Genomic DNA, 18,091 nt, shown 5'->3' with positions numbered 1-18,091 from the left:
TGAGACCAAAACCACGAAGGAGAAAAGCAGGACCTTGACCACCACCACCGAACCGAAACATACCTGAAAGGCGGGTCAATTCTCGGCGGAAATCCCGGGTCAGTTCCTGGCGGAAATCAACAGACACTTGACCGGCTCACCTGTAGCGCCTCGGCTATGGCGTCGGCGGACTTGCCCTGCGCCTTGAGAGCCAGGACCTCAGCCGATTTCCGGCGAGCGGTCGGCGCTCTGCCCCTGTATTTGCCGTCAGCCTTCGCCTTGGCGATGCCCTCGCGCTGCCGCTCAAGCATCAGGTCACGTTCAAACTCTGCAATGCCCGCCAACATCGTCAGCATCAGCTTGCCGGTGGCAGTGTTGGTATCCATCTGCATGGAGAGAATGCGCAGCGTTACGCCCTTGGCCTTCAGGCGCTCGGTGATGTCCAAGAGGTCAGCCGTCGAACGAGCCAAGCGGTCAGGCTTGGTGACGATCAGCGTGTCGCCTTCGCGCACATAGTCCAGTGCAGCCTCTACCCGCAACCGTCAGGTTTCCCCCCGCAGGCGACGGCACTCAAACATGCATGCGCTCTCTGTTTCCTCACATGTACAGGCGAGTTTATCCCGAATTGATTTTCACACTCGCAAACGCAACGATTAGCGCGTTGTGAATGCAGTCGCACCACAACAGTCCTCTCCTGATACTCGCTTCATGAAAGGGAACGTTATGAAAAAGCTCCTGCTTACAGCTACCGCACTTATCGCGATGACTGCTTTCGCTGCTGCCGGTGGTAGCGACAACGGCAACGGCAACGGCAACGGCAACTGGGGCTCCAACAACGGCAACTGGAACGGCAACTTCAACGACGGCAGCCACAACGGAAACGGAAACGGCAACGACAACTGGGGCTCCAACAACGGCAACTGGAACGGCAACTTCAACGACGGCAGCCACAACGGAAACGACAACGGCAACCACAACTGGGGCTCGCGCAACGGCAACTGGAACGGCAACGATAACTACGGCAGCCACAACGGAAACTACAACGGCAATCACAACTTCTAAGTCAGCTTACGAACGTGGCCGTCGTCCGGTTCCAGCCTGACGGCGGCCTCAGACCGGTAGTCATTGCATCCTTCGAATTCGCTGCCAGCCGTTAGGCGGCCGAGGCCCGGTGATTGGTTCGCCCTGGCGATCTGGACGTTCCTGAGAATGTCCTGCGCAAATGGGTCAAGGAATGTGGTGCTGATCCGACGCAGGCCTTGCCCGGCCATGGGCAGATGAAACCGGAGCAGCTTGAGGTTGAGAGGCTGCGCCGTGAGGCCGCGAAGCTGGAGGCGGAACGCGATATCCTAAAAAGGGCCGCGGCCTACTTTGCAAGGGACGCGATATGAAGTTCGCTTTATTGCAAAGCACCGTTCGATCTGGCCGGTGGCATGGCTCTGCGAAGCGCTGGATGTATTCTCGATGAGCCGATCCGGCAACGTCTGGGCCAACGCTGCCATGGAGAGTTTCTTCTCCTCGCTGAAAACCGAGAGGACGGCACGGAAGGTCTACAGACCCGCGACGACGCCAAGGCGGATATGTTCGACTACATCGAACGCTTCTACAACCCGAAGCGTCGCCACTCCACGCTGGGCTATCTCAACCCGAACGCGTTTGAAAACAAGGTGGGTTTAGCCTAACTCAGCGCCCGAAAAACCGGCAGCAGGCCATAGCAAAATCTATTTGAAATAGCGCAAGAAAAATCCTTTGAAGGATACCCCCTCCGCTCCACCAGCGGATCAAATTCTGTTCATGAATGTCACCTGCCAGACGCCAAGCAAGACTTGGCCGTCGCTATCGGCACGCCAAACTGAGCACTCATTACCAACCGAGACGAGACACCTGAAGTTTCGTTTACTGCCCCGCGCGTCGAGTGTGACAGAACTTCATAGACTACTTCGGAATGTTACTTGGTCAAAAAGGGGGCGTAGAGCTGGCTGGGACAATTTCATGCATTCATATTGTATTCATCTTCCGTCAGCATATAAGCAACCGGCCCAATTTCGGGTAGGAGCATGAATATTATGGGGTTTTTGAAATTTGCGGCGGTATTCGCCGCAGCAGGTTTTGTTTCGGTGGGGGTTGCCAAGGCTGACGATCTGGTCTTCACGCTCAAGAACGGCACCAACTCGGTGCTGACCGAGTTCTATACGTCTCCGGTCAACGTCAACGAGTGGGAAGAGGACGTTTTGGGCAGGGACGTTCTCAATCCCGGCGAGAGCGCGCGCGTGACCATCGCCGACGGCCGCAAGGTCTGCAAATACGATATGAAGTTCGAGTTCTCCGAGGATTCCGACCTGGACACGACCACCGATACGCAGGACCTCTGCGAACTCGGCGAATACACGATCACCGAGTAACGTGATCGGTCCGGCAGGATGACCAGGGGCCGCTTTGCCGGCCCCTTCTTAATTTGGCGCCTGCTTCGAGAGCTTGCCCCGCCCCTATGTCGGGAAAAATGCGAAGCGCACGATGAAAAGCGCCGCGACGAGCCAGGTCGCCGGATGGACCTGTGCGGGGCGACCGGTCAGGGTCTTCAGCGCCGCATAGCTGATGAAACCGAAGGCGAGGCCGTTGGCGATCGAATAGGTGAAGGGCATCACCATCGCCGTCAGCGCCGCAGGCGTGGCCTCGGTGATGTCGCCCCATTCCACGTCGACCAGCTCCCGCGCCATGAGGCAGGCCACGTAGAGCAGCGCCGGTGCCGTCGCATAGACCGGCACGTCCGCCGCCAATGGCGAGAAGAACAGCGAAGCCACGAAAAGCACCGCGATCACCAGCGCCGTGAGGCCGGTGCGGCCGCCGGCCTGCACGCCGGCAGCGCTTTCCACATAGGCGGTCGTGCTGCTGGTGCCCAGCAGCGAACCGGCCACGATGGCCGTGCTGTCGGCCAGAAGGGCGCGACCCAGGCGATTGGGCTTGCCTTCCTCGATCAGCCCGGCGCGCTTGGCCACGCCGATCAGCGTGCCGGTGGCGTCGAACACCTCCACCAGGACGAAGACCAGGATGACGTGCAGGAGCCCGGTGTGCAGCGCCCCGGGAATGTCCAGCTTCAGGAATGTCGGCGCGATGCTCGGCGGCATGGAGACGACGCCGTGGAACCCGCTTATGCCGAGCGCCATCGACAGCGCGGTGATCACCAAGATGCCGATGAGGATCGCGCCGCGCACCCTGAGGCCGTCGAGGGCGGCAATGATGAAGAAGCCGAGAATGGTAAGCAGGGGCCCCTTCTGGGTCACGTCGCCCAACGCCACGAAGGTCGCTTCGTTGGCCACGACGATGCCGGAACTCTTCAGCGCGACGATGCCCAGGAACAGGCCGATGCCGGCGGCAACCGCGCTGCGCATTGAGTGGGGGATGCCCGCGATCAGCCAGCTGCGCACGCCGGTAAGCGTCAGGATGAGGAAAATGACGCCCGAAATGAAGACCGCGCCAAGCGCCTGCTGCCAGGAAAAGCCCAGCCCCGCCACGACCGTGAAGGCGAAGAAGGCGTTGAGCCCCATGCCCGGTGCCATGCCGATCGGCCATTTCGGCAAGAACGCCATGATCGCGGAGCCGAGCGCCGCGGCAAGACAGGTGGCCACGAACACCGCGTTGCGGTCCATCCCCGTCGTGGACAGTATCGAGGGGTTGACGAACATGATGTAGGACATGGTCAGGAAGGTGGTGATCCCCGCGATCACCTCGGTCCGAATCGACGTGCCCTGCGCCTTCAGGTCGAAAAACTCTTCCAGCATGGCCTTCCCCTCCGTCGCGCCTGCCTGCCGGCCTTTGCCCAGATTCAAACCTGTTCGTTCAAAAGCGGCTGCCTGTTTTCGTCGGCCAGAGTCAGCCAACTGTAACCGAAATCGTCATGGTTGCGTAGCAATGCATAGGTCGAAGGAACTGCGAGCCATCTTTGCCAAGGGAACCCTTCGGACGCTCGCGGCTTATCTCTGCATTGGTGCGCCGGAATCATCCGCGTTGCTCGTGACGAGGAAGAGGAGGTCTCCGGCGGGACCTGTTGCTGGAGCTGATAGCACCACGATCCCGCGGACTCATCGAAGAAAATACTGCTGCCACGCCGCCGTCAGGACGCCGGGCCCAGCGCGCACCTCGGGAAACGCCAGAGGGAAAAGTCATGAACACGCTGCAGTTCGCTGTTTGCCTGATTGTTTGCGCGCTCGCCGGAACCGTCATCGGCATGGCCTTGAGCAGCCCCAATCTCGGCTTCGTCATCGGCCTGGCGACCGGTGCGGCGATCGCCGGGGTTCTCATCGCGCTCGGCGGCGACTTGGGCACTGATATCGATGGGAGCCAGCCACCCGACAGCATGCTTTAGAGCGAGATGCTTTTCCCTGGATCGCTATCTCGCTCCAGCTTTTTCAAACGCATGATCTTGCCCGGAAAGTCTGCACCTTTGCGGGATGATGCCTTAAGCCTGCTCAGGCCGACCGACGATCATGTGTAGGAACTCCGCCAGCCAGCGCTTCAGGTGCATGTCCCAGATCAGCCGGCCGCCAAGATGGTCGCGGCCTTGCTGCGCGCCCGGAAGCTCGAAGCGATGGGCCCCGTGCACCACCCAGCGATGCATCATGATGCGGGTGAGTTCGGCGTGAAACTGGATGCCCCAGGCGTTGCTGCCATAGCGAAACGCCTGGTTCGGATAGGTTTCGGCGGTCGCCAGCAGGGTGGCTCCCGAGGGCAGCGAAAAGCCCTCGCGGTGGAACTGATAGACCATCTCCGGCCAGTGCATCAGCTTCCTGCCCTCGTCGGTCGCTTTCAAAGGGTACCAGCCGATCTCAACCAGTCCCTCGTGATGTCCCTCGACCTTGCCGCCGAGATGGTTGACCAGCATCTGCGCGCCAAGGCAGATGCCGAGAAAGGGGCGGTTCTCCTTCAGAGGCACCGACAGCCAGTCCGTCTCACGACGGACGAATTCATCGCTGTCGTTGGCGCTCATCGGGCCGCCGAAGACCACGGCGCCGGCATGGCCGTCCAGCGTTTCGGGCAAGTCGTCGCCCAGCGCCGGCCGCCTGATGTCGAGATCGAACCCGTTTTCCAGAAGCAGATGACCGACCCGCCCGGGGCTGGAGCTTTCCTGATGCAGTACCACGAGGATTTTCGGTCGGCGGCTGGGATGCATGGGCGGCATGGAGACTATTCGTCCGACCTGCCGCTGGTAGCCTTGGCCGCTGTCTCAGCGACCTGCCGGCGCATGGCGATGCGGTCGTGTCGATCGACGCCGATCAGCTCTGCCACCCGCCAGATGACGTTGTCTTCCAGCTCGTGCAGTTCGCCGTCCGCATAGACGACCTCCCACATCAGCCGGATGAACTCGACACGGCCGGCCTCATCGAGATGCCGGTTGAGGACGCTGGTGAAAGCGTAGAGATCGATGGCCTCGTCGTCGGCCTGCTTTCCGGCCGCGACCAGCGCCGCGAGCTCATTGCCGCTGACGCCATAGGCTTCGGACAGAACCTGCTTCAGCCGCTCCCATTCGATGTCCTGGCTCACGCCGTCCGCGCTCATGACGTGATAGAGCAGTGCGGCGGCCGCCACACGCGGGTCATCGGCACTGAGCGTGACGGTTCCGGAGATTCCGGCAGGCAGGTCCTTCAGAAAGGACAGAATGCGTTCGAACATTCCTATTTCCCGTGAGTCGGCCCGAAGCTAGCGCGAGCCCAGCGCGCCTGTCCATCGCGACGCGAGGCACGAAGCGAAAATCCTGTCCGTGACACCCCGTCTTCAGAACAAACGGAAGCGCCGCTGCGATTGTTCCGCCTCCTCCGGGTTGACGCCCGGATCGTCGGGCAGCCGGGTCGGCCGCGGCTCTTCGTCCTCTGTCACGGCATCCGTCACCGGCGGGGCGGCGGCTTCCTGTCGCTTCCTCGGTTCGGCTTTGGGCGGTGGCGGCTTGCTCTCGCCCAGCTCGGACGCGAGCTCGACCATGTCAGCGTCCGGCTTGCTCGGAGCCTCGATCGCGGGCCGGACGGCCTGCGATACTTCCTCGTCCTGCTCGATCAGCTGGCCCAGCCGCTCGACCGGAACCCGCCATTCGAAAGCGTCGATCTTGCCGGTTACCGGCGAGGCCGGCGCCCAGCGCTCGGAGGCAAAGCCGTCGGCCACCCATGCCGGGTCGCGCGACGCCCGCATCGCCTTGGCAAGAAGCTGGCGCACCTTACCCTGATCGCTCGTCTCGGCCTCCTCGATGTCGGCCAGCAGCAGATAGGCGCTTTCGCGCGGCTGCATGCGGATAGCGGCCTCTGCCTCCTCGCGCGCAATCTTGTATTCGCCGGCATCGAGCGCGGCACGCGCCACGGCAAGAGACGATTCAGGGTGATTCTGCTTGAGCGACTGCAGCCGGCGCGCCCGCGACAGGCGGTCAAGCACGGCATCACCCGGACGTGCGTGGACGTAGAGATCGGCGAGCTCCGGATGCGGCTCCGCCTTCCAGGCTGTCTCGATGATCCTGGAGCCCTTGCGGATGTCGTCCTGCCGGAACAGTGCGCGCGCGGCAATCATGGCCGTCGGCGCGAACTCGGGCGCCAGCCGGTTGGCCTCCAGGGCCGCCTGCCTCGCTGCGGGGAGGTCCGAGTCTAGGGTGGACATCGCCTTGGCCGTGAGCAGCACCGCGCGGCGGCGATTGGCGGCGGACGGGTCGATGTGGCGGGTGGATTTCTGCGCCTCGACGAGCTTCAGGGCGCCGTCCCAGTCGCCGCGCTCGACCTTCTCCTCCTGCGTCGATTCCGACGCCCAGCCAAGCTGCGGCGCCACGTCGGCCGCGCGGCTGGCATAGTGCCTTGCCGCCTCGCGATGCCCCAGCCGCTCGGCCTCGAGATAGAGGCCGCGCAATCCGAGAAGCCGCATTTCGGGATCGTCCAGCATCATCTCGAACTTGCTGCGCGCCGCCTCGTGATCGCCTTCCAGAAGCGAAGCCTGCGCGTCGAGCAGCTGGACCAGCGGCTCCTGGTCGGAGCGGATCAGCTTGGCCGCCTGCCTGTTCATCTTGCGCGCCAGCGCGGCGTCTCCGGCCCCGGCCGCGATCATGCCGGTCGACAGAGCCTGGTAGCCGCGATCGCGGCGGCGCACGCGAAAATAGCGCGCAATGGTGTAGGGGCTGTTCCAGATCGACTTGGTCAGCCACCAGAGCAACATCATCGCCGCCACGATGGCCGTCACCGCAACGGCCGCGACGATGAGCTTCACTTCATACTGATAGCCGTTGAAGGTGACGATCATGTCGCCCGGCCGGTCGGCAAGCCAGGCAAAGCCCAGCCCCAGCAGGAACACGACCAGGAGGAAGAGGAGGATACGGATCATCGGCCTTTCTCCCCTAGCCCTTCATCGCGCCGGCAACCGCCTCGTCGACCAGCTTCTGCGCCTGGGCGCGGGCGCGGACCTTCTCGGCAAAGGCGGCGCCCGCCTCCTTGGCCGGCTCGGGCAGGGAGTCGTACTCGGCCAGCGCCTTGTCGAGCTCGCCCGACTTCAACTCGAATTCCATGCGCGCCGCCGTCTCCGGGACACCGCTGCCCTCGACCGGACCGACCGGCCGCACCGTGACCAGCGATTGGGCACTGTTGAGCAGCCTGTCGAACAAGCCTGCCTTCTCATCGACCGGCTTGCCGGCTGCGATCATCGCCTTCACCGCCGCATCGGCCTCGCCGAGGATTTCCGTCATCGTCGGCACGCCGGACTGCGCATAGGCACGCAGGGCGTCGAGGCCGGGCGCATTGGGCGACAACGCGGCAAAGGTCTCCAGCTCCGCCTCGAACGGCGCGCCGCGCTCGACCGCCGACTTGAGCGCCGAAGCGGCGATGGCCAGCGCCACCTTGGGCTGCCCTGCCTGCGCCTCGACCTTGCCGGACAGGTCGGTGACCTTCTGTTCCAGCGCGGAAAGCTTGCCATTGCTCGCGGCGATCGCTTCGCCATTGGCCTTTTCCAGCGCCTCGAGGCTGGCTATGCGCTCGCCAAGCGCGGTGATATCGCCGGAAGCTGCCTGAGCCGCACCCTGCTCGCGCAGCGCGGCGATCTCGGCCTCCATATCCTTGATGCGGCCGTCCAGCGCCTCCACCGCGTTCCCGCTGCCCGACGAAGCCTCGACAGACTGGCGCAGGCTGGAGATGTCCGCCTTCACCTCATCGAGCGACCTGGTCACCGCCTCGATCTCGCCGGTCGTACGCGCGTCCGGCTGGCCGGCGGCACCCTTCAGTGTGTCGATATCCTGACGCATCCCGGCAAGCTCGGCACGCAGCGCATCCAGCGCCGGGGCCGTCGCATCGCTCGTGCCGGGAGCCGGCAGCACGCCGCCATATTGCAGCGCTCCCGCACCGGCAACCGCGATCAGCCCTCCGACCAGGCCGGCGACCAGCGGCGGGAAGCCTCCGCGCCGGGTTTCCGGCTGCTCGACCGAAGGCCCTGCCCAGCGCCTTTCTCGCGCAGCTTCGCCGGCTTCCGGGGCGGCACTGGCGGCAGCGCGCTCGCTCGCAGGTGCCGCGGATTCGGTCTGCAGATCGGGCTTGCTCGGGGCGTCCGGCGCCTCGGCGGTCTTTTCAGCCATCGTGGAATCCTGTGTCGTGGGGGTCTCGGGCTGCGCCTTGGACGGCTCGTCCTGCGGGTCGGAAATGCGCGAGACCGCGCCCGGTTCCAGCTCGATTGTCACCGGTTCCCGATGCGTCTTCGAGTGCCGCGTACTCGGCGTCTTGACCATGTGAGAACTCCGCAATGATTGTCGATTTCAAAAATTCCCAGGCGCGAGACCGTGGAAGGGATCAGTACCACACCAGCGGGGCGTGAAAAGAGGCGCGGTCATGAAGCGGTCCCGCAGACGGCCGTCAGAAGCGCCACCAGCGCTTCCTCGGACGGCTCATCCGCCACGAAAATCCTGTCGGTCTGCGCGCCCTGCAGAGCATCGGCGACCCGGCCGGACAGGCACAGGCAGCGTGTCGACGTAAGCCGCGAATCGCCTTTCGCGAGAGCCGAAAAAGCCTCGGCGGCCTTGGCCGAATAGAGCAGAACCGCATCGACCGAACCATCCTTCGGAAGCACGGAAAGAGTTTCGGCCGACTGGTCGGCAAGGCAGGTGTCGTAGGTCTCGACGACATGCGGCCTGTATCCTGCCTCCGTCAGGCGCCGTTCGAAATCGGGCAGCCGCACGCGGCCGGTCAGATAGGCGATGCGTGCCCCCACGGGCAGTTCAGCGGCGATCATGGCCGCGAGGCCGACGGCGTCACCCGGGCCTTCCGTGACAAGCCGGAAGCCCGCCTCTCGCGCCGCCTTGGCCGTCTTTCGGCCTACCGCGAAGCAGCGCCTCGCACTCAGGGCGGCGGTCAGCTCAGCCGACGCATGCCGAACGGCATTGGCGCTGGTGACGGCAACTGCGTCTATGTGATCCGGGAGCGCAGTCGCGTCAACGGCAAGCGGCTGGGTCCGTGAAAGCGGAAGAACGATCGGCGAAAATCCCGCCGCTTCGAGCCGTCGCGCCGTGGCCGACGCGGCAGGCTCAGGCCGTGTCACGAGGACGCGGCCGCCCATTCAGCCCCAGCCCTCGAAGAAACGCGTGCCGGCCCTGTCGCGGACCTCTTCGCCAGCAGCGCGGCCGATCGCCTCGGCATCCGTCGCCTTGCCTTCGGCTCGCACCTCGTGCGCTTCCTGACCGTCGAGGGATAGGATGATGCCGCTGAAATACAGTCGGTCGCCGTCAACGACGGCATGGCCGGCGATGGGCGTGCGGCAGGACCCGTCGAGCACGCGCAGATAGGCGCGCTCGCAGGCAAGCGCATATCCGGTAGGTTCGTCATGGATCGGCGCGAGCATCTGCTTTACCCACGCATCCGCGGAGCGGATCTCGATGCCGATGGCGCCCTGGCCGGGCGCCGGTGGGAACATTTCCAGCGACATCAGGTCGGTGATGACATGCTCCATCCCGAGGCGGCGCAGGCCCGCATTGGCGAGCAGCGTGCCGGCGGCGATGCCCTCCTCCAGCTTGCGCAGACGCGTCTGCACGTTGCCGCGGAAGATCACCACATCGAGGTCGGGCCGCATGCGCCGGATCAGCGCCTGGCGCCGAAGCGAGGCGGAGCCGACGACGGCTCCATGCGGCAGTTCGGCAATGGAAGGCGCGAGCTTGCCGATGAAGGCGTCACGCGTGTCCTCGCGCGGCAGGAAGGTCGAAACCTCGAGGCCCTCGGGAAGAACCGTCGCCATGTCCTTCGAGGAATGGACGGCAATGTCGATTCGGCCGTCGAACAGGGCCTCCTCGAGTTCCTTGGTGAAGAGGCCCTTGCCTCCCACCTCAGAAAGCGGACGATCCAGGATGCGGTCGCCCGTCGTGGTCAGCGGCACGATCTCGAAGGCTTCTTCGCCCAGGCCGTGCGCGGCCATCAGCCTGGCGCGGGTTTCGGTTGCTTGCGCCAATGCCAGCGGGCTGGCGCGTGTTCCGATTTTCAAGGCTTTTGTTTGCATGGCGCTCGGTCCGTGATACCCACCCGGCGAACGGGAATGTTTCTTCCCCCAATCCTCCTATCGGGGAAATCACGGTCGGGCAATGCAACCAAATGACGCCATGATCCGCGTGCTCGGGATCGAGACAAGCTGCGACGAGACGGCTGCGAGCGTAGTCGCGCTCAGCGAAGGCTCGGCGCCGCGGATCTTGTCCAACGTCGTCCTGAGCCAGATCGAGGAGCACGCGGCCTTCGGCGGCGTGGTGCCCGAGATCGCGGCGCGCGCCCATGTCGAGGCGCTGGACGGCATCGTGGAGGCTGCGCTGGCCAAGGCGGGAACGGATCTGGCCGAGATCGATGCCGTCGCCGCCACCGCCGGGCCCGGGCTCGTCGGCGGGCTGATCGTCGGCCTGATGACCGCAAAGGCCATCGCCGCCGCTGCCGGCAAGCCGCTGATCGCGGTCAACCATCTCGAGGGCCATGCCCTGACGGCGCGGCTCACCGACCAGCTTTCGTTCCCCTATCTGCTGCTGCTCGTCTCCGGCGGCCACACGCAGATTCTGCTCGTGCGCGGCGTCGGCGACTACCAGCGCTGGGCCACGACCATTGACGACGCGCTGGGCGAAGCCTTCGACAAGACCGCCAAGATGCTCGGCCTGCCCTATCCGGGCGGCCCGAACGTGGAAAAGGCCGCGGCAAGCGGCGATGCCGCCCGCTTCGCCTTCCCCCGGCCGATGAAGGGCGAGGCGAGGCCGGACTTTTCGTTCTCGGGGCTGAAGACCGCGGTGCGGCAGGCCGCGACCGCAATCGCGCCGCTGACCGACCAGGATGTGGCCGACATCTGCGCCTCCTTCCAGGCGGCGGTTTCGGATGCGCTGGGCGACCGTGTCGGCCGGGCGCTGGCACGATTCCGCGAGGAATATCCCGGCGCGAAGACTCCGGCACTGGTCGTCGCCGGCGGCGTCGCGGCCAACCGGGCGATCCGGGCAACGCTGGAGACGCTTTGCCAGGATCACGGCTTTTCCTTCGTGGCGCCGCCGCATGAATTGTGCACCGACAATGCGGCGATGATCGCCTGGGCCGGCATTGAACGCATGCGTACCGGGCTGGTAGAGCCCGGAGCGATGGATTTCGTGCCGCGTTCGCGCTGGCCGCTCGACAGCGTGTCGGCGCCGGTGGTGGGCTCGGGCCGGCGGGGAGCAAAGGCGTGAAGGAATATCGCATCACGGTTCTGGGCGGCGGCGCCTGGGGAACGGCACTTGCCCTGACCATGGCCCGCGGCGGCAATGCGGTGCGCCTGTGGGCTCGCGACGCGGCAATGGTGGCGGCAATCCGGCAAGGCGAAAATCCTCGCTACCTGCCAGGAATGCGCCTCGAGCCGCCGCTGGATGCCACCACGGATCTCGACGAGGCACTGCGCGGGGCCGACTGCGTGCTGGTGGTCACGCCGGCGCAAGTTCTGCGCGCAGTTCTGACCCAGGCCAAACCGCATATGCCGGCCGGCGTGCCGCTCGTGCTCTGCGCCAAGGGCATCGAGCGCGACACCGGCACGCTGCTGTCGCGGATCGCGGAAGAGCTTGTCCCAGGCAATCCGGTCGCCGCCCTTTCCGGCCCGAGCTTCGCAACGGACGTGGCGCGCGGCCTGCCCACGGCAGTGGTGATCGCCGCGGGCGAGGAAAAGCTGGCGGCAGCACTTGCACAGCGCTTCTCGACCGAGAGCTTCCGCTGCTATTCGACCGACGATCTTGTCGGCGTCGAGCTCGGTGGTGCCCTGAAGAACGTTTTTGCCATTGCCGCGGGCGCCGTGACTGGGGCCGGACTGGGCGCAAGCGCCCAAGCTGCGATGGTGACGCGCGCCTTCGCCGAGTTGCGCCGCATCGGCGCGGCCTTCGGCGTGCGGCCGGAAACGCTGATGGGGCTTTCGGGCTTCGGCGACCTGATGCTGACCTGTTCGTCGGCGCAATCGCGCAACTTCTCCTACGGACTGGCGCTGGGGCGCGGCGAGTCACTTGCCGGCCGGCCGCTGGCCGAAGGCGTCGCCACGGCCGCGATTGCCGCGCGGATTGCCCGGGAGCTGGGCATCGACGCGCCGATCACCACCGCCGTTGCGCAGATCCTCGAAGGCGCGCTCACCATTCACGAAGCGGTCTCTGCGCTGATGTCGCGTCCGCTGCGCCCCGAAGCTGAGTAAGGAAACAGGAGCGGAATACCATGCTGTTTGCGTTCATCTGCAAGGACAAGCCGGACCATTTGCAGCTTCGGCTCGATGTGCGGCCCGATCACGTCGCCTTCCTGAACGGCCTCAACGCCGACGGCACGCTGAAATTCGCCGGCCCTTTCCTGGATGACGACGGGAAGCCCTGCGGCAGCCTGGTGGTGATCGAGGCCGCCGACAAAGCGGCCGCTGCCGACCTGGCGGCACGGGACCCCTACGCGAAAGCCGGGCTGTTCGATACGGTCGAGATCCGCCCCTGGAACTGGGTGTTCAACAATCCGGCAAGCGCCTGAGGACGCACGACATGAACTATTGGCTGTTCAAATCCGAGCCGTTCAAGTTCTCCTTCGACATGCTCAAGGCGCTTGGAGGCAAGGGCACCCAATGGGACGGGGTGCGCAACTACCAGGCCCGCAATAACATGCGCGCCATGCAGATCGGCGATCTCGGCTTCTTCTACCACTCCAACGAGGGGCTCAATGTCGTCGGCATCTGCGAGGTCTGCGCGCTTGCCCATCATGACACCACCACGGAAGACCCGCGCTGGGAATGCGTCGACGTCCGCGCCGTGCGTGATATGCCGCGGCCGGTGACGCTGGCCGACGTGAAGGCCAATCCGAAGCTTGAAAAGATGTCGCTGGTGACCTCGATGCGCCTGTCGGTGCAGCCGGTAACCGCCGACGAATGGCAAGAGGTCTGCCGTATGGGCGGCCTCGATCCCGCGCCGTGACGCCCGCGGAGGCCGAAAGATTCATCCGCGCCAACACCGAACTGATGGCGCCGCCTCACGTGCCCGAGATCCGGTTGCATCTCGCACACGAAGCGCATGAGCTGTGGGAAAAGACCGAGGAAGAGCTGGCCGAGATCGGTCTTCCTCCGCCGTTCTGGGCCTTTGCCTGGGCGGGCGGACAAGGGTTGGCCCGCTACATCCTCGACAATCCCGATTCGGTTCGGGGAAAGCGCGTGCTGGATTTCGCATCCGGCTCCGGCCTGGTGGCCATAGCCGCGGCCATGGCCGGCGCGCGCGAAGTGATCGCTGCCGACATCGACCGCTTCTGCGAAGCAGCCGTAACGCTGAACGGCGCGGCCAACGGCGTTTCGCCGCGTTTCGTCGGCAGTGACACGATCGGCACCGATGGCGGCTGGGAAGTGGTTCTGGCCGGCGACGTTTTCTATCAGAAGGACTTCGCCGAACGGCTGGTCGAATGGTTTTCCGCCCTGCGCCGACGCGGGGCCGATATTCTCGTCGGCGATCCCGGCCGCTCCTATCTTCCGAAGGAACGGCTCGACCCACTTGCCGCCTACCAGGTGCCGGTCACCCGCGCCCTGGAGGACGCCGAGGTCAAGCGCACCACGGTCTGGCGCTTCGGTTGACGGCCACTTCCAGACGGCGTTCAATCAAAATGCTGTAGCGGGAGGACATCATGAACTTTGCCGGCGTGAACTATCTGGCGATCCTTGTCGCGGCAATCGCCGCCTTTGCGTTCGGAGCGGTCTATTACGGCGCCTTGAGCAAGCCGTGGATGAAGGCTGCACGGATCGATCCGACGACGGCCAAGATGTCCCCGGCACTCTTCATCACCAACTTCTTTTGCGAACTGATCATGGCCTGGGTACTCGCGGGTGTCCTCGGGCACCTCGGTGCCGGTGAGGTCACTCTCCAGAACGGCCTGATTTCAGGCCTGTTCGTGTGGCTGGGCTTCATCGCCACCACGCAGGCGGTGAATCACCGCTACCAGGGATTCGGCTGGAGCCTCACGATCATCGACGGCCTTCACTGGCTCGGCGTCACCCTCATCATGGGCGCGATCCTCGGCTGGTGGGGCGTCTGAGCGTCCGGCCGGACTGCTTCGAGCTAACGCACCACCCTCAGCACTGTCCGGCCCGAAAGATACGGCAGCAGCCGTGCCATCACCCTGGCGGTCACCGCCACGCACCCCTGCGTCGGCGTGAAGCCGGGCCGGGCAAGGTGGAAGAAAATGGCGCTGCCGCGCCCGCGACGACGCGGGCGGATGTTCCAGTCGAGAACCAGGCAGGCATCGTAGAGCCGGTCGTCGCGCCGCATGTGCTCATGGCTCGCGGCATAGGGCAACCGGACGGGGCGATTGTAGTTGCGGTCGTCCGGCACCTCGCACCAGCCCAGCGAGGCATCGATCTCCTGCATCGCCAACCGCGTCCGCTTGCCCGTGAAATGGTCTCGCCGGAAATAACCCGACAGGATGCGCATCGCCGCCAGAGGCGTGCCGCCGTCGCCCTCGCGCTTGTTGGCCGTGATGCCCCCGCTCCCGAGCGCGCAGGGAAACACCGTGCCTGCGACATTCAGCAACCCCTGCGAAGGGTGTCCCGGGCGGGCGCGAACCGTCAGAACCCGGATTTGGTGCGGGATTTTTGCATATGCCTCATTGCGCTCATGTTTTTTGGAGTATGATTGCATATGGAACAAATCACCGTGATTGGCTGTTCTGGAGGCTAGGTTCCGCATAAACGATCGCTGGTCAACAGAATTAATCATTGAAAACAACGGATTGATCCATGAGCACGCGAACCATCCTCATCGTCGACGACGACGAAGACCTGCGCACCACCCTGGTCGAGCAACTTTCGCTCTACGAGGAGTTCGATGTTTTGCAGGAATCCGCCGCCTCCAAGGCCATTGCGGTCGCCCGTGGCGGCCTCATTGACCTACTGATCATGGACGTCGGCCTGCCGGACATGGACGGCCGTGAAGCAGTGAAAATCCTCCGCAAGGGCGGCTACAAGGCGCCGATCATCATGCTGACCGGGCATGATACTGATTCGGACACGATCCTCGGCCTGGAGGCCGGCGCCAACGACTATGTGACCAAGCCGTTCCGCTTCGCCGTGCTGCTTGCCCGCATCCGCGCGCAACTGCGCCAGCATGAACAGAGCGAGGACGCCACATTCTCGGTCGGTCCCTACACCTTCAAGCCCAGCCAGAAGCTGCTTCTGGATCAGCGTGGGGCCAAGGTACGCCTGACCGAAAAGGAAGCCTCGATCATCAAATACCTCTACCGCGCCGACCAGAAAGTCGTCACCCGCGACGTCCTGCTCGAAGAGGTCTGGGGCTACAATTCCGGCGTGACGACGCACACGCTGGAGACGCATGTCTACCGACTGCGCCAGAAGATCGAGCGCGATCCTTCCAATGCGGAAATTCTTGTGACAGAAAGCGGCGGATACAAGCTGGTTCCCTGACCGGTTTGCGGTTGGGGGGACCGCATAAACGTAAGCGGGGGAACGCCAGCCCGAGGACTTGGGGACGTAATGGCGCTGGATGACGACATCCGCACTCTCTCCAGCGTGAAGCTTTTCGAGGGCTTCACGCAGGAGCAACTGCGCCTGCTCGCCTTCGGCACCGAATCGATGCACCTCGCGGCCAACCGCAAGCTCTACCTCGAGGAAGACGAGGCCGATTCCGCCTATGTCGTCGTCAGCGGCAGCATCATCCTGTTTCGCGAAAGTGACGAAAATCGGACGCCGCTGGCGATCGTGAAGCCTGGCTCCATCCTGGGCGAACTGGCCCTGATCGCCGACACCAGGCGCCTGACCAGCGCGGCCGCCGCCACCGATTCGGAAGTGCTGCGGCTCAACCGGAAAATGTTTCACCGCATGCTCGAGGAATATCCCGAGCTCGCCATCCGCCTTCACCGGCACATAGCCGACGAATTGCAGGCGCTGATTCGGCGCATCGAGGAACTGGCGCCGCGCTTCACGCCCTGATTCGGGCTGGCCGACTGCTAGTCCAGATTGAAGCGCGCGATCACCGGCACATGGTCGGACGGCCGCTCCCAGCCGCGCGCCTCGCGCAGAATCTCGATGCCGTTCAGGCTCGACGCGAGATTTTCCGACGACCAGACGTGGTCGAGCCGGCGGCCGCGATCGGAAGCTTCCCAGTCCTGGGAGCGATAGCTCCACCAGGTGTAGATCTTCTGCTCATAGGGAACGTTCAGCCGCATCAGGTCGACCCAGTTGCCGGCCTTGCGCATCGCCTCGAAATTCTCAGTCTCGACGGGGGTATGGCTGACGACTTTCAGGAGCTGCTTGTGCGACCAGACGTCGTGCTCCAGCGGCGCAATGTTGAGATCGCCGACCAGGATCGAGCCGGACGTTTCGTCATGGTCGGCGCGGATCGCGTTCATCTCTTCGACGAAATCGAGCTTGTGGCGGAACTTCGGGTTGATCTCGGGATCGGGCTCGTCGCCGCCGGCCGGCACATAGAAATTATGCAGCAGCACATTTTTGCCGCCCGAGGCAAACCGCACCGACAGATGGCGACAATCGCCCATGGTGCAGAAATCGCGTTTCTCGACCAGCTCGATCGGCCGGCGGGCGACAGTGGCCACGCCATGGTAGCCCTTCTGGCCACTGATCGCCAAATGCTCATAGCCGAGCTTGCGAAAAGCCGCCGAGGGGAACTGGTCGTTCGGACATTTGGTCTCCTGCAGGCACAGGATGTCCGGCGCCTTCTCGAGCAGGAACCGCTCGACCAAAGGCATGCGCAGGCGAACGGAATTGATGTTCCAGGTGGCGATCGACAGAGACATGAAGAATCCGGTTTCGGGAAAGACGCTCCGGAAACTGGCAGGCAAGGCCGGCAATTACAAGCGCAGCCACCCTACAGCTTGGCGCAGGCGCTGCTGTCCACAGCTTCCGGCCGTGTCAGGTCACTGCCTGGTCTTGCGATTGACTTCGAGATTGCGCCGGTAGTCGATCTTGAACAGGGCCTCGTCGATCTTCACGCCCTCCTGGACATTGAAGATCATCACCGTGGTGTCCTTGCCCTGGGCGTCGGTGATGGTCCACTGGCGCAGCTCATAGCTCTTCGGATCGAACATCATCGTGATCTTCGAATTGCCGAAGACCGACTTGTCGGCGAGCTGGATCGTGGTCAGGTCGTCCTCTTCCTTGACGTTCTTGACCTTGTCGCCGGACAGGTCGATCCGATCGTCGAGCAGCAGCTTCAGCGGCGTCTTCGACAACGGATAGAGATCCATCGTGTTCATCTTCTTGTTGTCGAGAACGACCGACTCGCCGTCCGAAATGACCTTGAAGCCGGACGCGCCATCATAGTTGAAGCGAATCTTGCCGGGCCGCTCGATGTAGAACTTGCCGCCGGTCTGTTCGCCGCGCGGGCCGAACTGCACGAACTCGCCGGTCATGGTGCGCACTCCGGCAAAGTGATCGGCAATCTTCTGGGCCGTGTCGGTCGGCGTAGCCTGCGCGAGCGCATCGAAGCCGGGAAGCGCGGCCAGACAGAATGTGGCACTGGCGATGCAAAGGAACCGGCGGCGCGCCCTCTGCGTCCAGGTCGGGGTCAAAGCGTCTTTGGTCATGCCGGTCTTCACTTTCGATTGCGTCGTTACGTTCGACGACGGATAGCCGCGTAGTTGGGCTGAAGTTTGGCCTTTGCAAG

General features: G+C 64.1%; 21 protein-coding genes and 2 pseudogenes. 12 read left to right on the top strand and 11 right to left on the bottom strand.

Translation table 11 applies throughout. The features are described from left to right. Nucleotides 1-116: 116 nt before the first annotated feature. Nucleotides 117-530, bottom strand: a pseudogene (locus ABLE85_RS21760) (recombinase family protein); the annotation flags it as partial. Between the two features lie 172 nt (nt 531-702). Between ABLE85_RS21760 and ABLE85_RS21755 the strand changes: the two are divergent. From ABLE85_RS21755 to ABLE85_RS21745, 3 genes and pseudogenes are all read left to right on the top strand, one after another. After that, nucleotides 703-1,041, top strand: a complete 339-nt coding sequence (locus tag ABLE85_RS21755) for a hypothetical protein (RefSeq protein ID WP_348794803.1) — start codon at nt 703-705, stop codon at nt 1,039-1,041. A 128-nt stretch (nt 1,042-1,169) separates the two neighbouring features. Then, nucleotides 1,170-1,661: pseudogene (locus ABLE85_RS21750) on the top strand (IS3 family transposase); the annotation flags it as partial. A 384-nt stretch (nt 1,662-2,045) separates the two neighbouring features. Then, nucleotides 2,046-2,381: a hypothetical protein gene (locus ABLE85_RS21745; RefSeq protein ID WP_348794802.1), complete on the top strand. Its 336-nt coding sequence runs from the start codon at nt 2,046-2,048 to the stop codon at nt 2,379-2,381. Between the two features lie 84 nt (nt 2,382-2,465). Here ABLE85_RS21745 and ABLE85_RS21740 read toward each other — a convergent pair whose 3' ends face one another. Then, entirely contained in the window at nt 2,466-3,758 is a 1,293-nt protein-coding gene (locus tag ABLE85_RS21740) for an NCS2 family permease (RefSeq protein WP_348794801.1), read from the bottom strand. A 383-nt stretch (nt 3,759-4,141) separates the two neighbouring features. On the opposite strand from ABLE85_RS21740, the gene ABLE85_RS21735 reads away from it, so the two are divergent. After that, entirely contained in the window at nt 4,142-4,342 is a 201-nt protein-coding gene (locus tag ABLE85_RS21735) for a hypothetical protein (protein ID WP_348794800.1), read from the top strand. A 93-nt stretch (nt 4,343-4,435) separates the two neighbouring features. Here ABLE85_RS21735 and ABLE85_RS21730 read toward each other — a convergent pair whose 3' ends face one another. The 6 genes from ABLE85_RS21730 to hemC form a co-directional block, all read right to left on the bottom strand. After that, nucleotides 4,436-5,155 (bottom strand): glutamine amidotransferase, encoded by a 720-nt coding sequence (locus ABLE85_RS21730; protein WP_348794799.1) that lies wholly within the window; start codon nt 5,153-5,155, stop codon nt 4,436-4,438. 5 nt (nt 5,156-5,160) lie between these two features. Then, the gene (locus ABLE85_RS21725) at nt 5,161-5,646 is read right to left on the bottom strand and encodes a TerB family tellurite resistance protein (protein ID WP_348794798.1); all 486 of its coding nucleotides are present in this window, start codon (nt 5,644-5,646) and stop codon (nt 5,161-5,163) included. A gap of 102 nt (nt 5,647-5,748) precedes the next feature. After that, nucleotides 5,749-7,323: a heme biosynthesis protein HemY gene (locus tag ABLE85_RS21720; protein ID WP_348794797.1), complete on the bottom strand. Its 1,575-nt coding sequence runs from the start codon at nt 7,321-7,323 to the stop codon at nt 5,749-5,751. A gap of 13 nt (nt 7,324-7,336) precedes the next feature. Further along, nucleotides 7,337-8,710: a phage tail protein gene (locus ABLE85_RS21715; RefSeq protein WP_348794796.1), complete on the bottom strand. Its 1,374-nt coding sequence runs from the start codon at nt 8,708-8,710 to the stop codon at nt 7,337-7,339. 98 nt (nt 8,711-8,808) lie between these two features. After that, nucleotides 8,809-9,534: a uroporphyrinogen-III synthase gene (locus ABLE85_RS21710; RefSeq protein ID WP_348794795.1), complete on the bottom strand. Its 726-nt coding sequence runs from the start codon at nt 9,532-9,534 to the stop codon at nt 8,809-8,811. After that, on the bottom strand, nt 9,535-10,464 hold the full coding sequence (gene hemC, locus ABLE85_RS21705) for a hydroxymethylbilane synthase (protein ID WP_348794794.1): 930 nt from the start codon (nt 10,462-10,464) through the stop codon (nt 9,535-9,537). Between the two features lie 103 nt (nt 10,465-10,567). Between hemC and tsaD the strand changes: the two genes are divergently transcribed. From tsaD to ABLE85_RS21675, 6 genes are read left to right on the top strand one after another with little or no spacing between them, the layout of a single operon-like run. Next, a complete protein-coding gene (gene tsaD / locus ABLE85_RS21700; RefSeq protein WP_348794810.1) occupies nt 10,568-11,653 on the top strand; it encodes a tRNA (adenosine(37)-N6)-threonylcarbamoyltransferase complex transferase subunit TsaD in 1,086 nt (361 codons plus the stop codon). Further along, the gene (locus ABLE85_RS21695) at nt 11,650-12,633 is read left to right on the top strand and encodes an NAD(P)H-dependent glycerol-3-phosphate dehydrogenase (protein ID WP_348794793.1); all 984 of its coding nucleotides are present in this window, start codon (nt 11,650-11,652) and stop codon (nt 12,631-12,633) included. Before tsaD ends, ABLE85_RS21695 begins: the two co-directional genes overlap by 4 nt. A 20-nt stretch (nt 12,634-12,653) precedes the next feature. Continuing rightward, complete coding sequence (locus ABLE85_RS21690) at nt 12,654-12,950, top strand: YciI-like protein (RefSeq protein ID WP_348794792.1); 297 nt, start codon at nt 12,654-12,656, stop codon at nt 12,948-12,950. A gap of 11 nt (nt 12,951-12,961) precedes the next feature. After that, nucleotides 12,962-13,387 carry an EVE domain-containing protein gene (locus tag ABLE85_RS21685; protein WP_348794791.1) on the top strand — a complete coding sequence of 142 codons (426 nt, stop codon included), beginning with the start codon at nt 12,962-12,964 and terminating at the stop codon, nt 13,385-13,387. Further along, a complete protein-coding gene (locus tag ABLE85_RS21680) occupies nt 13,342-14,031 on the top strand; it encodes a methyltransferase (protein ID WP_348794790.1) in 690 nt (229 codons plus the stop codon). The genes ABLE85_RS21685 and ABLE85_RS21680 overlap by 46 nt, the downstream gene beginning before the upstream one ends. A 50-nt stretch (nt 14,032-14,081) precedes the next feature. Then, the gene (locus tag ABLE85_RS21675) at nt 14,082-14,489 is read left to right on the top strand and encodes a DUF1761 domain-containing protein (protein WP_348794789.1); all 408 of its coding nucleotides are present in this window, start codon (nt 14,082-14,084) and stop codon (nt 14,487-14,489) included. A 23-nt stretch (nt 14,490-14,512) separates the two neighbouring features. On the opposite strand, the gene ABLE85_RS21670 is transcribed toward ABLE85_RS21675, so the two are convergent. After that, nucleotides 14,513-15,091, bottom strand: a complete 579-nt coding sequence (locus ABLE85_RS21670; RefSeq protein ID WP_348794788.1) for a L,D-transpeptidase — start codon at nt 15,089-15,091, stop codon at nt 14,513-14,515. Between the two features lie 98 nt (nt 15,092-15,189). Between ABLE85_RS21670 and ABLE85_RS21665 the strand changes: the two genes are divergently transcribed. Then, entirely contained in the window at nt 15,190-15,873 is a 684-nt protein-coding gene (locus tag ABLE85_RS21665) for a response regulator transcription factor (protein ID WP_348794787.1), read from the top strand. Nucleotides 15,874-15,942: 69 nt separating this feature from the next. Next, the gene (locus ABLE85_RS21660; RefSeq protein ID WP_348794786.1) at nt 15,943-16,398 is read left to right on the top strand and encodes a cyclic nucleotide-binding domain-containing protein; all 456 of its coding nucleotides are present in this window, start codon (nt 15,943-15,945) and stop codon (nt 16,396-16,398) included. A gap of 17 nt (nt 16,399-16,415) precedes the next feature. Here ABLE85_RS21660 and ABLE85_RS21655 read toward each other — a convergent pair whose 3' ends face one another. Together ABLE85_RS21655 and ABLE85_RS21650 are read right to left on the bottom strand one after the other, a co-directional pair. Next, a complete protein-coding gene (locus tag ABLE85_RS21655) occupies nt 16,416-17,222 on the bottom strand; it encodes an exodeoxyribonuclease III (protein WP_348794785.1) in 807 nt (268 codons plus the stop codon). 120 nt (nt 17,223-17,342) lie between these two features. Next, nucleotides 17,343-18,011, bottom strand: a complete 669-nt coding sequence (locus ABLE85_RS21650; RefSeq protein ID WP_348794784.1) for an outer membrane lipoprotein carrier protein LolA — start codon at nt 18,009-18,011, stop codon at nt 17,343-17,345. Nucleotides 18,012-18,091: the final 80 nt, after the last annotated feature.

The organism is Mesorhizobium sp. KR1-2 (assembly GCF_040045035.1).
Lineage (GTDB): Bacteria > Pseudomonadota > Alphaproteobacteria > Rhizobiales > Rhizobiaceae > Pseudaminobacter.
This window is presented reverse-complemented; position numbering and strand designations above follow the sequence as displayed.

What these genes read in the sequence shown, in the direction of transcription:
- ABLE85_RS21755 (WP_348794803.1), top strand. Translation starts at nt 703, where the DNA reads ATGAAAAAGCTCCTGCTTACAGCTACCGCACTTATCGCGATGACTGCT.
- ABLE85_RS21745 (WP_348794802.1), top strand. Translation starts at nt 2,046, where the DNA reads ATGGGGTTTTTGAAATTTGCGGCGGTATTCGCCGCAGCAGGTTTTGTT.
- ABLE85_RS21740 (WP_348794801.1), bottom strand. Translation starts at nt 3,758, where the DNA reads ATGCTGGAAGAGTTTTTCGACCTGAAGGCGCAGGGCACGTCGATTCGG.
- ABLE85_RS21735 (WP_348794800.1), top strand. Translation starts at nt 4,142, where the DNA reads ATGAACACGCTGCAGTTCGCTGTTTGCCTGATTGTTTGCGCGCTCGCC.
- ABLE85_RS21730 (WP_348794799.1), bottom strand. Translation starts at nt 5,155, where the DNA reads ATGCCGCCCATGCATCCCAGCCGCCGACCGAAAATCCTCGTGGTACTG.
- ABLE85_RS21725 (WP_348794798.1), bottom strand. Translation starts at nt 5,646, where the DNA reads ATGTTCGAACGCATTCTGTCCTTTCTGAAGGACCTGCCTGCCGGAATC.
- ABLE85_RS21720 (WP_348794797.1), bottom strand. Translation starts at nt 7,323, where the DNA reads ATGATCCGTATCCTCCTCTTCCTCCTGGTCGTGTTCCTGCTGGGGCTG.
- ABLE85_RS21715 (WP_348794796.1), bottom strand. Translation starts at nt 8,710, where the DNA reads ATGGTCAAGACGCCGAGTACGCGGCACTCGAAGACGCATCGGGAACCG.
- ABLE85_RS21710 (WP_348794795.1), bottom strand. Translation starts at nt 9,534, where the DNA reads ATGGGCGGCCGCGTCCTCGTGACACGGCCTGAGCCTGCCGCGTCGGCC.
- hemC (WP_348794794.1), bottom strand. Translation starts at nt 10,464, where the DNA reads ATGCAAACAAAAGCCTTGAAAATCGGAACACGCGCCAGCCCGCTGGCA.
- ABLE85_RS21690 (WP_348794792.1), top strand. Translation starts at nt 12,654, where the DNA reads ATGCTGTTTGCGTTCATCTGCAAGGACAAGCCGGACCATTTGCAGCTT.
- ABLE85_RS21685 (WP_348794791.1), top strand. Translation starts at nt 12,962, where the DNA reads ATGAACTATTGGCTGTTCAAATCCGAGCCGTTCAAGTTCTCCTTCGAC.
- ABLE85_RS21680 (WP_348794790.1), top strand. Translation starts at nt 13,342, where the DNA reads ATGGCAAGAGGTCTGCCGTATGGGCGGCCTCGATCCCGCGCCGTGACG.
- ABLE85_RS21675 (WP_348794789.1), top strand. Translation starts at nt 14,082, where the DNA reads ATGAACTTTGCCGGCGTGAACTATCTGGCGATCCTTGTCGCGGCAATC.
- ABLE85_RS21670 (WP_348794788.1), bottom strand. Translation starts at nt 15,091, where the DNA reads ATGCAATCATACTCCAAAAAACATGAGCGCAATGAGGCATATGCAAAA.
- ABLE85_RS21665 (WP_348794787.1), top strand. Translation starts at nt 15,190, where the DNA reads ATGAGCACGCGAACCATCCTCATCGTCGACGACGACGAAGACCTGCGC.
- ABLE85_RS21660 (WP_348794786.1), top strand. Translation starts at nt 15,943, where the DNA reads ATGGCGCTGGATGACGACATCCGCACTCTCTCCAGCGTGAAGCTTTTC.
- ABLE85_RS21655 (WP_348794785.1), bottom strand. Translation starts at nt 17,222, where the DNA reads ATGTCTCTGTCGATCGCCACCTGGAACATCAATTCCGTTCGCCTGCGC.
- ABLE85_RS21650 (WP_348794784.1), bottom strand. Translation starts at nt 18,011, where the DNA reads ATGACCAAAGACGCTTTGACCCCGACCTGGACGCAGAGGGCGCGCCGC.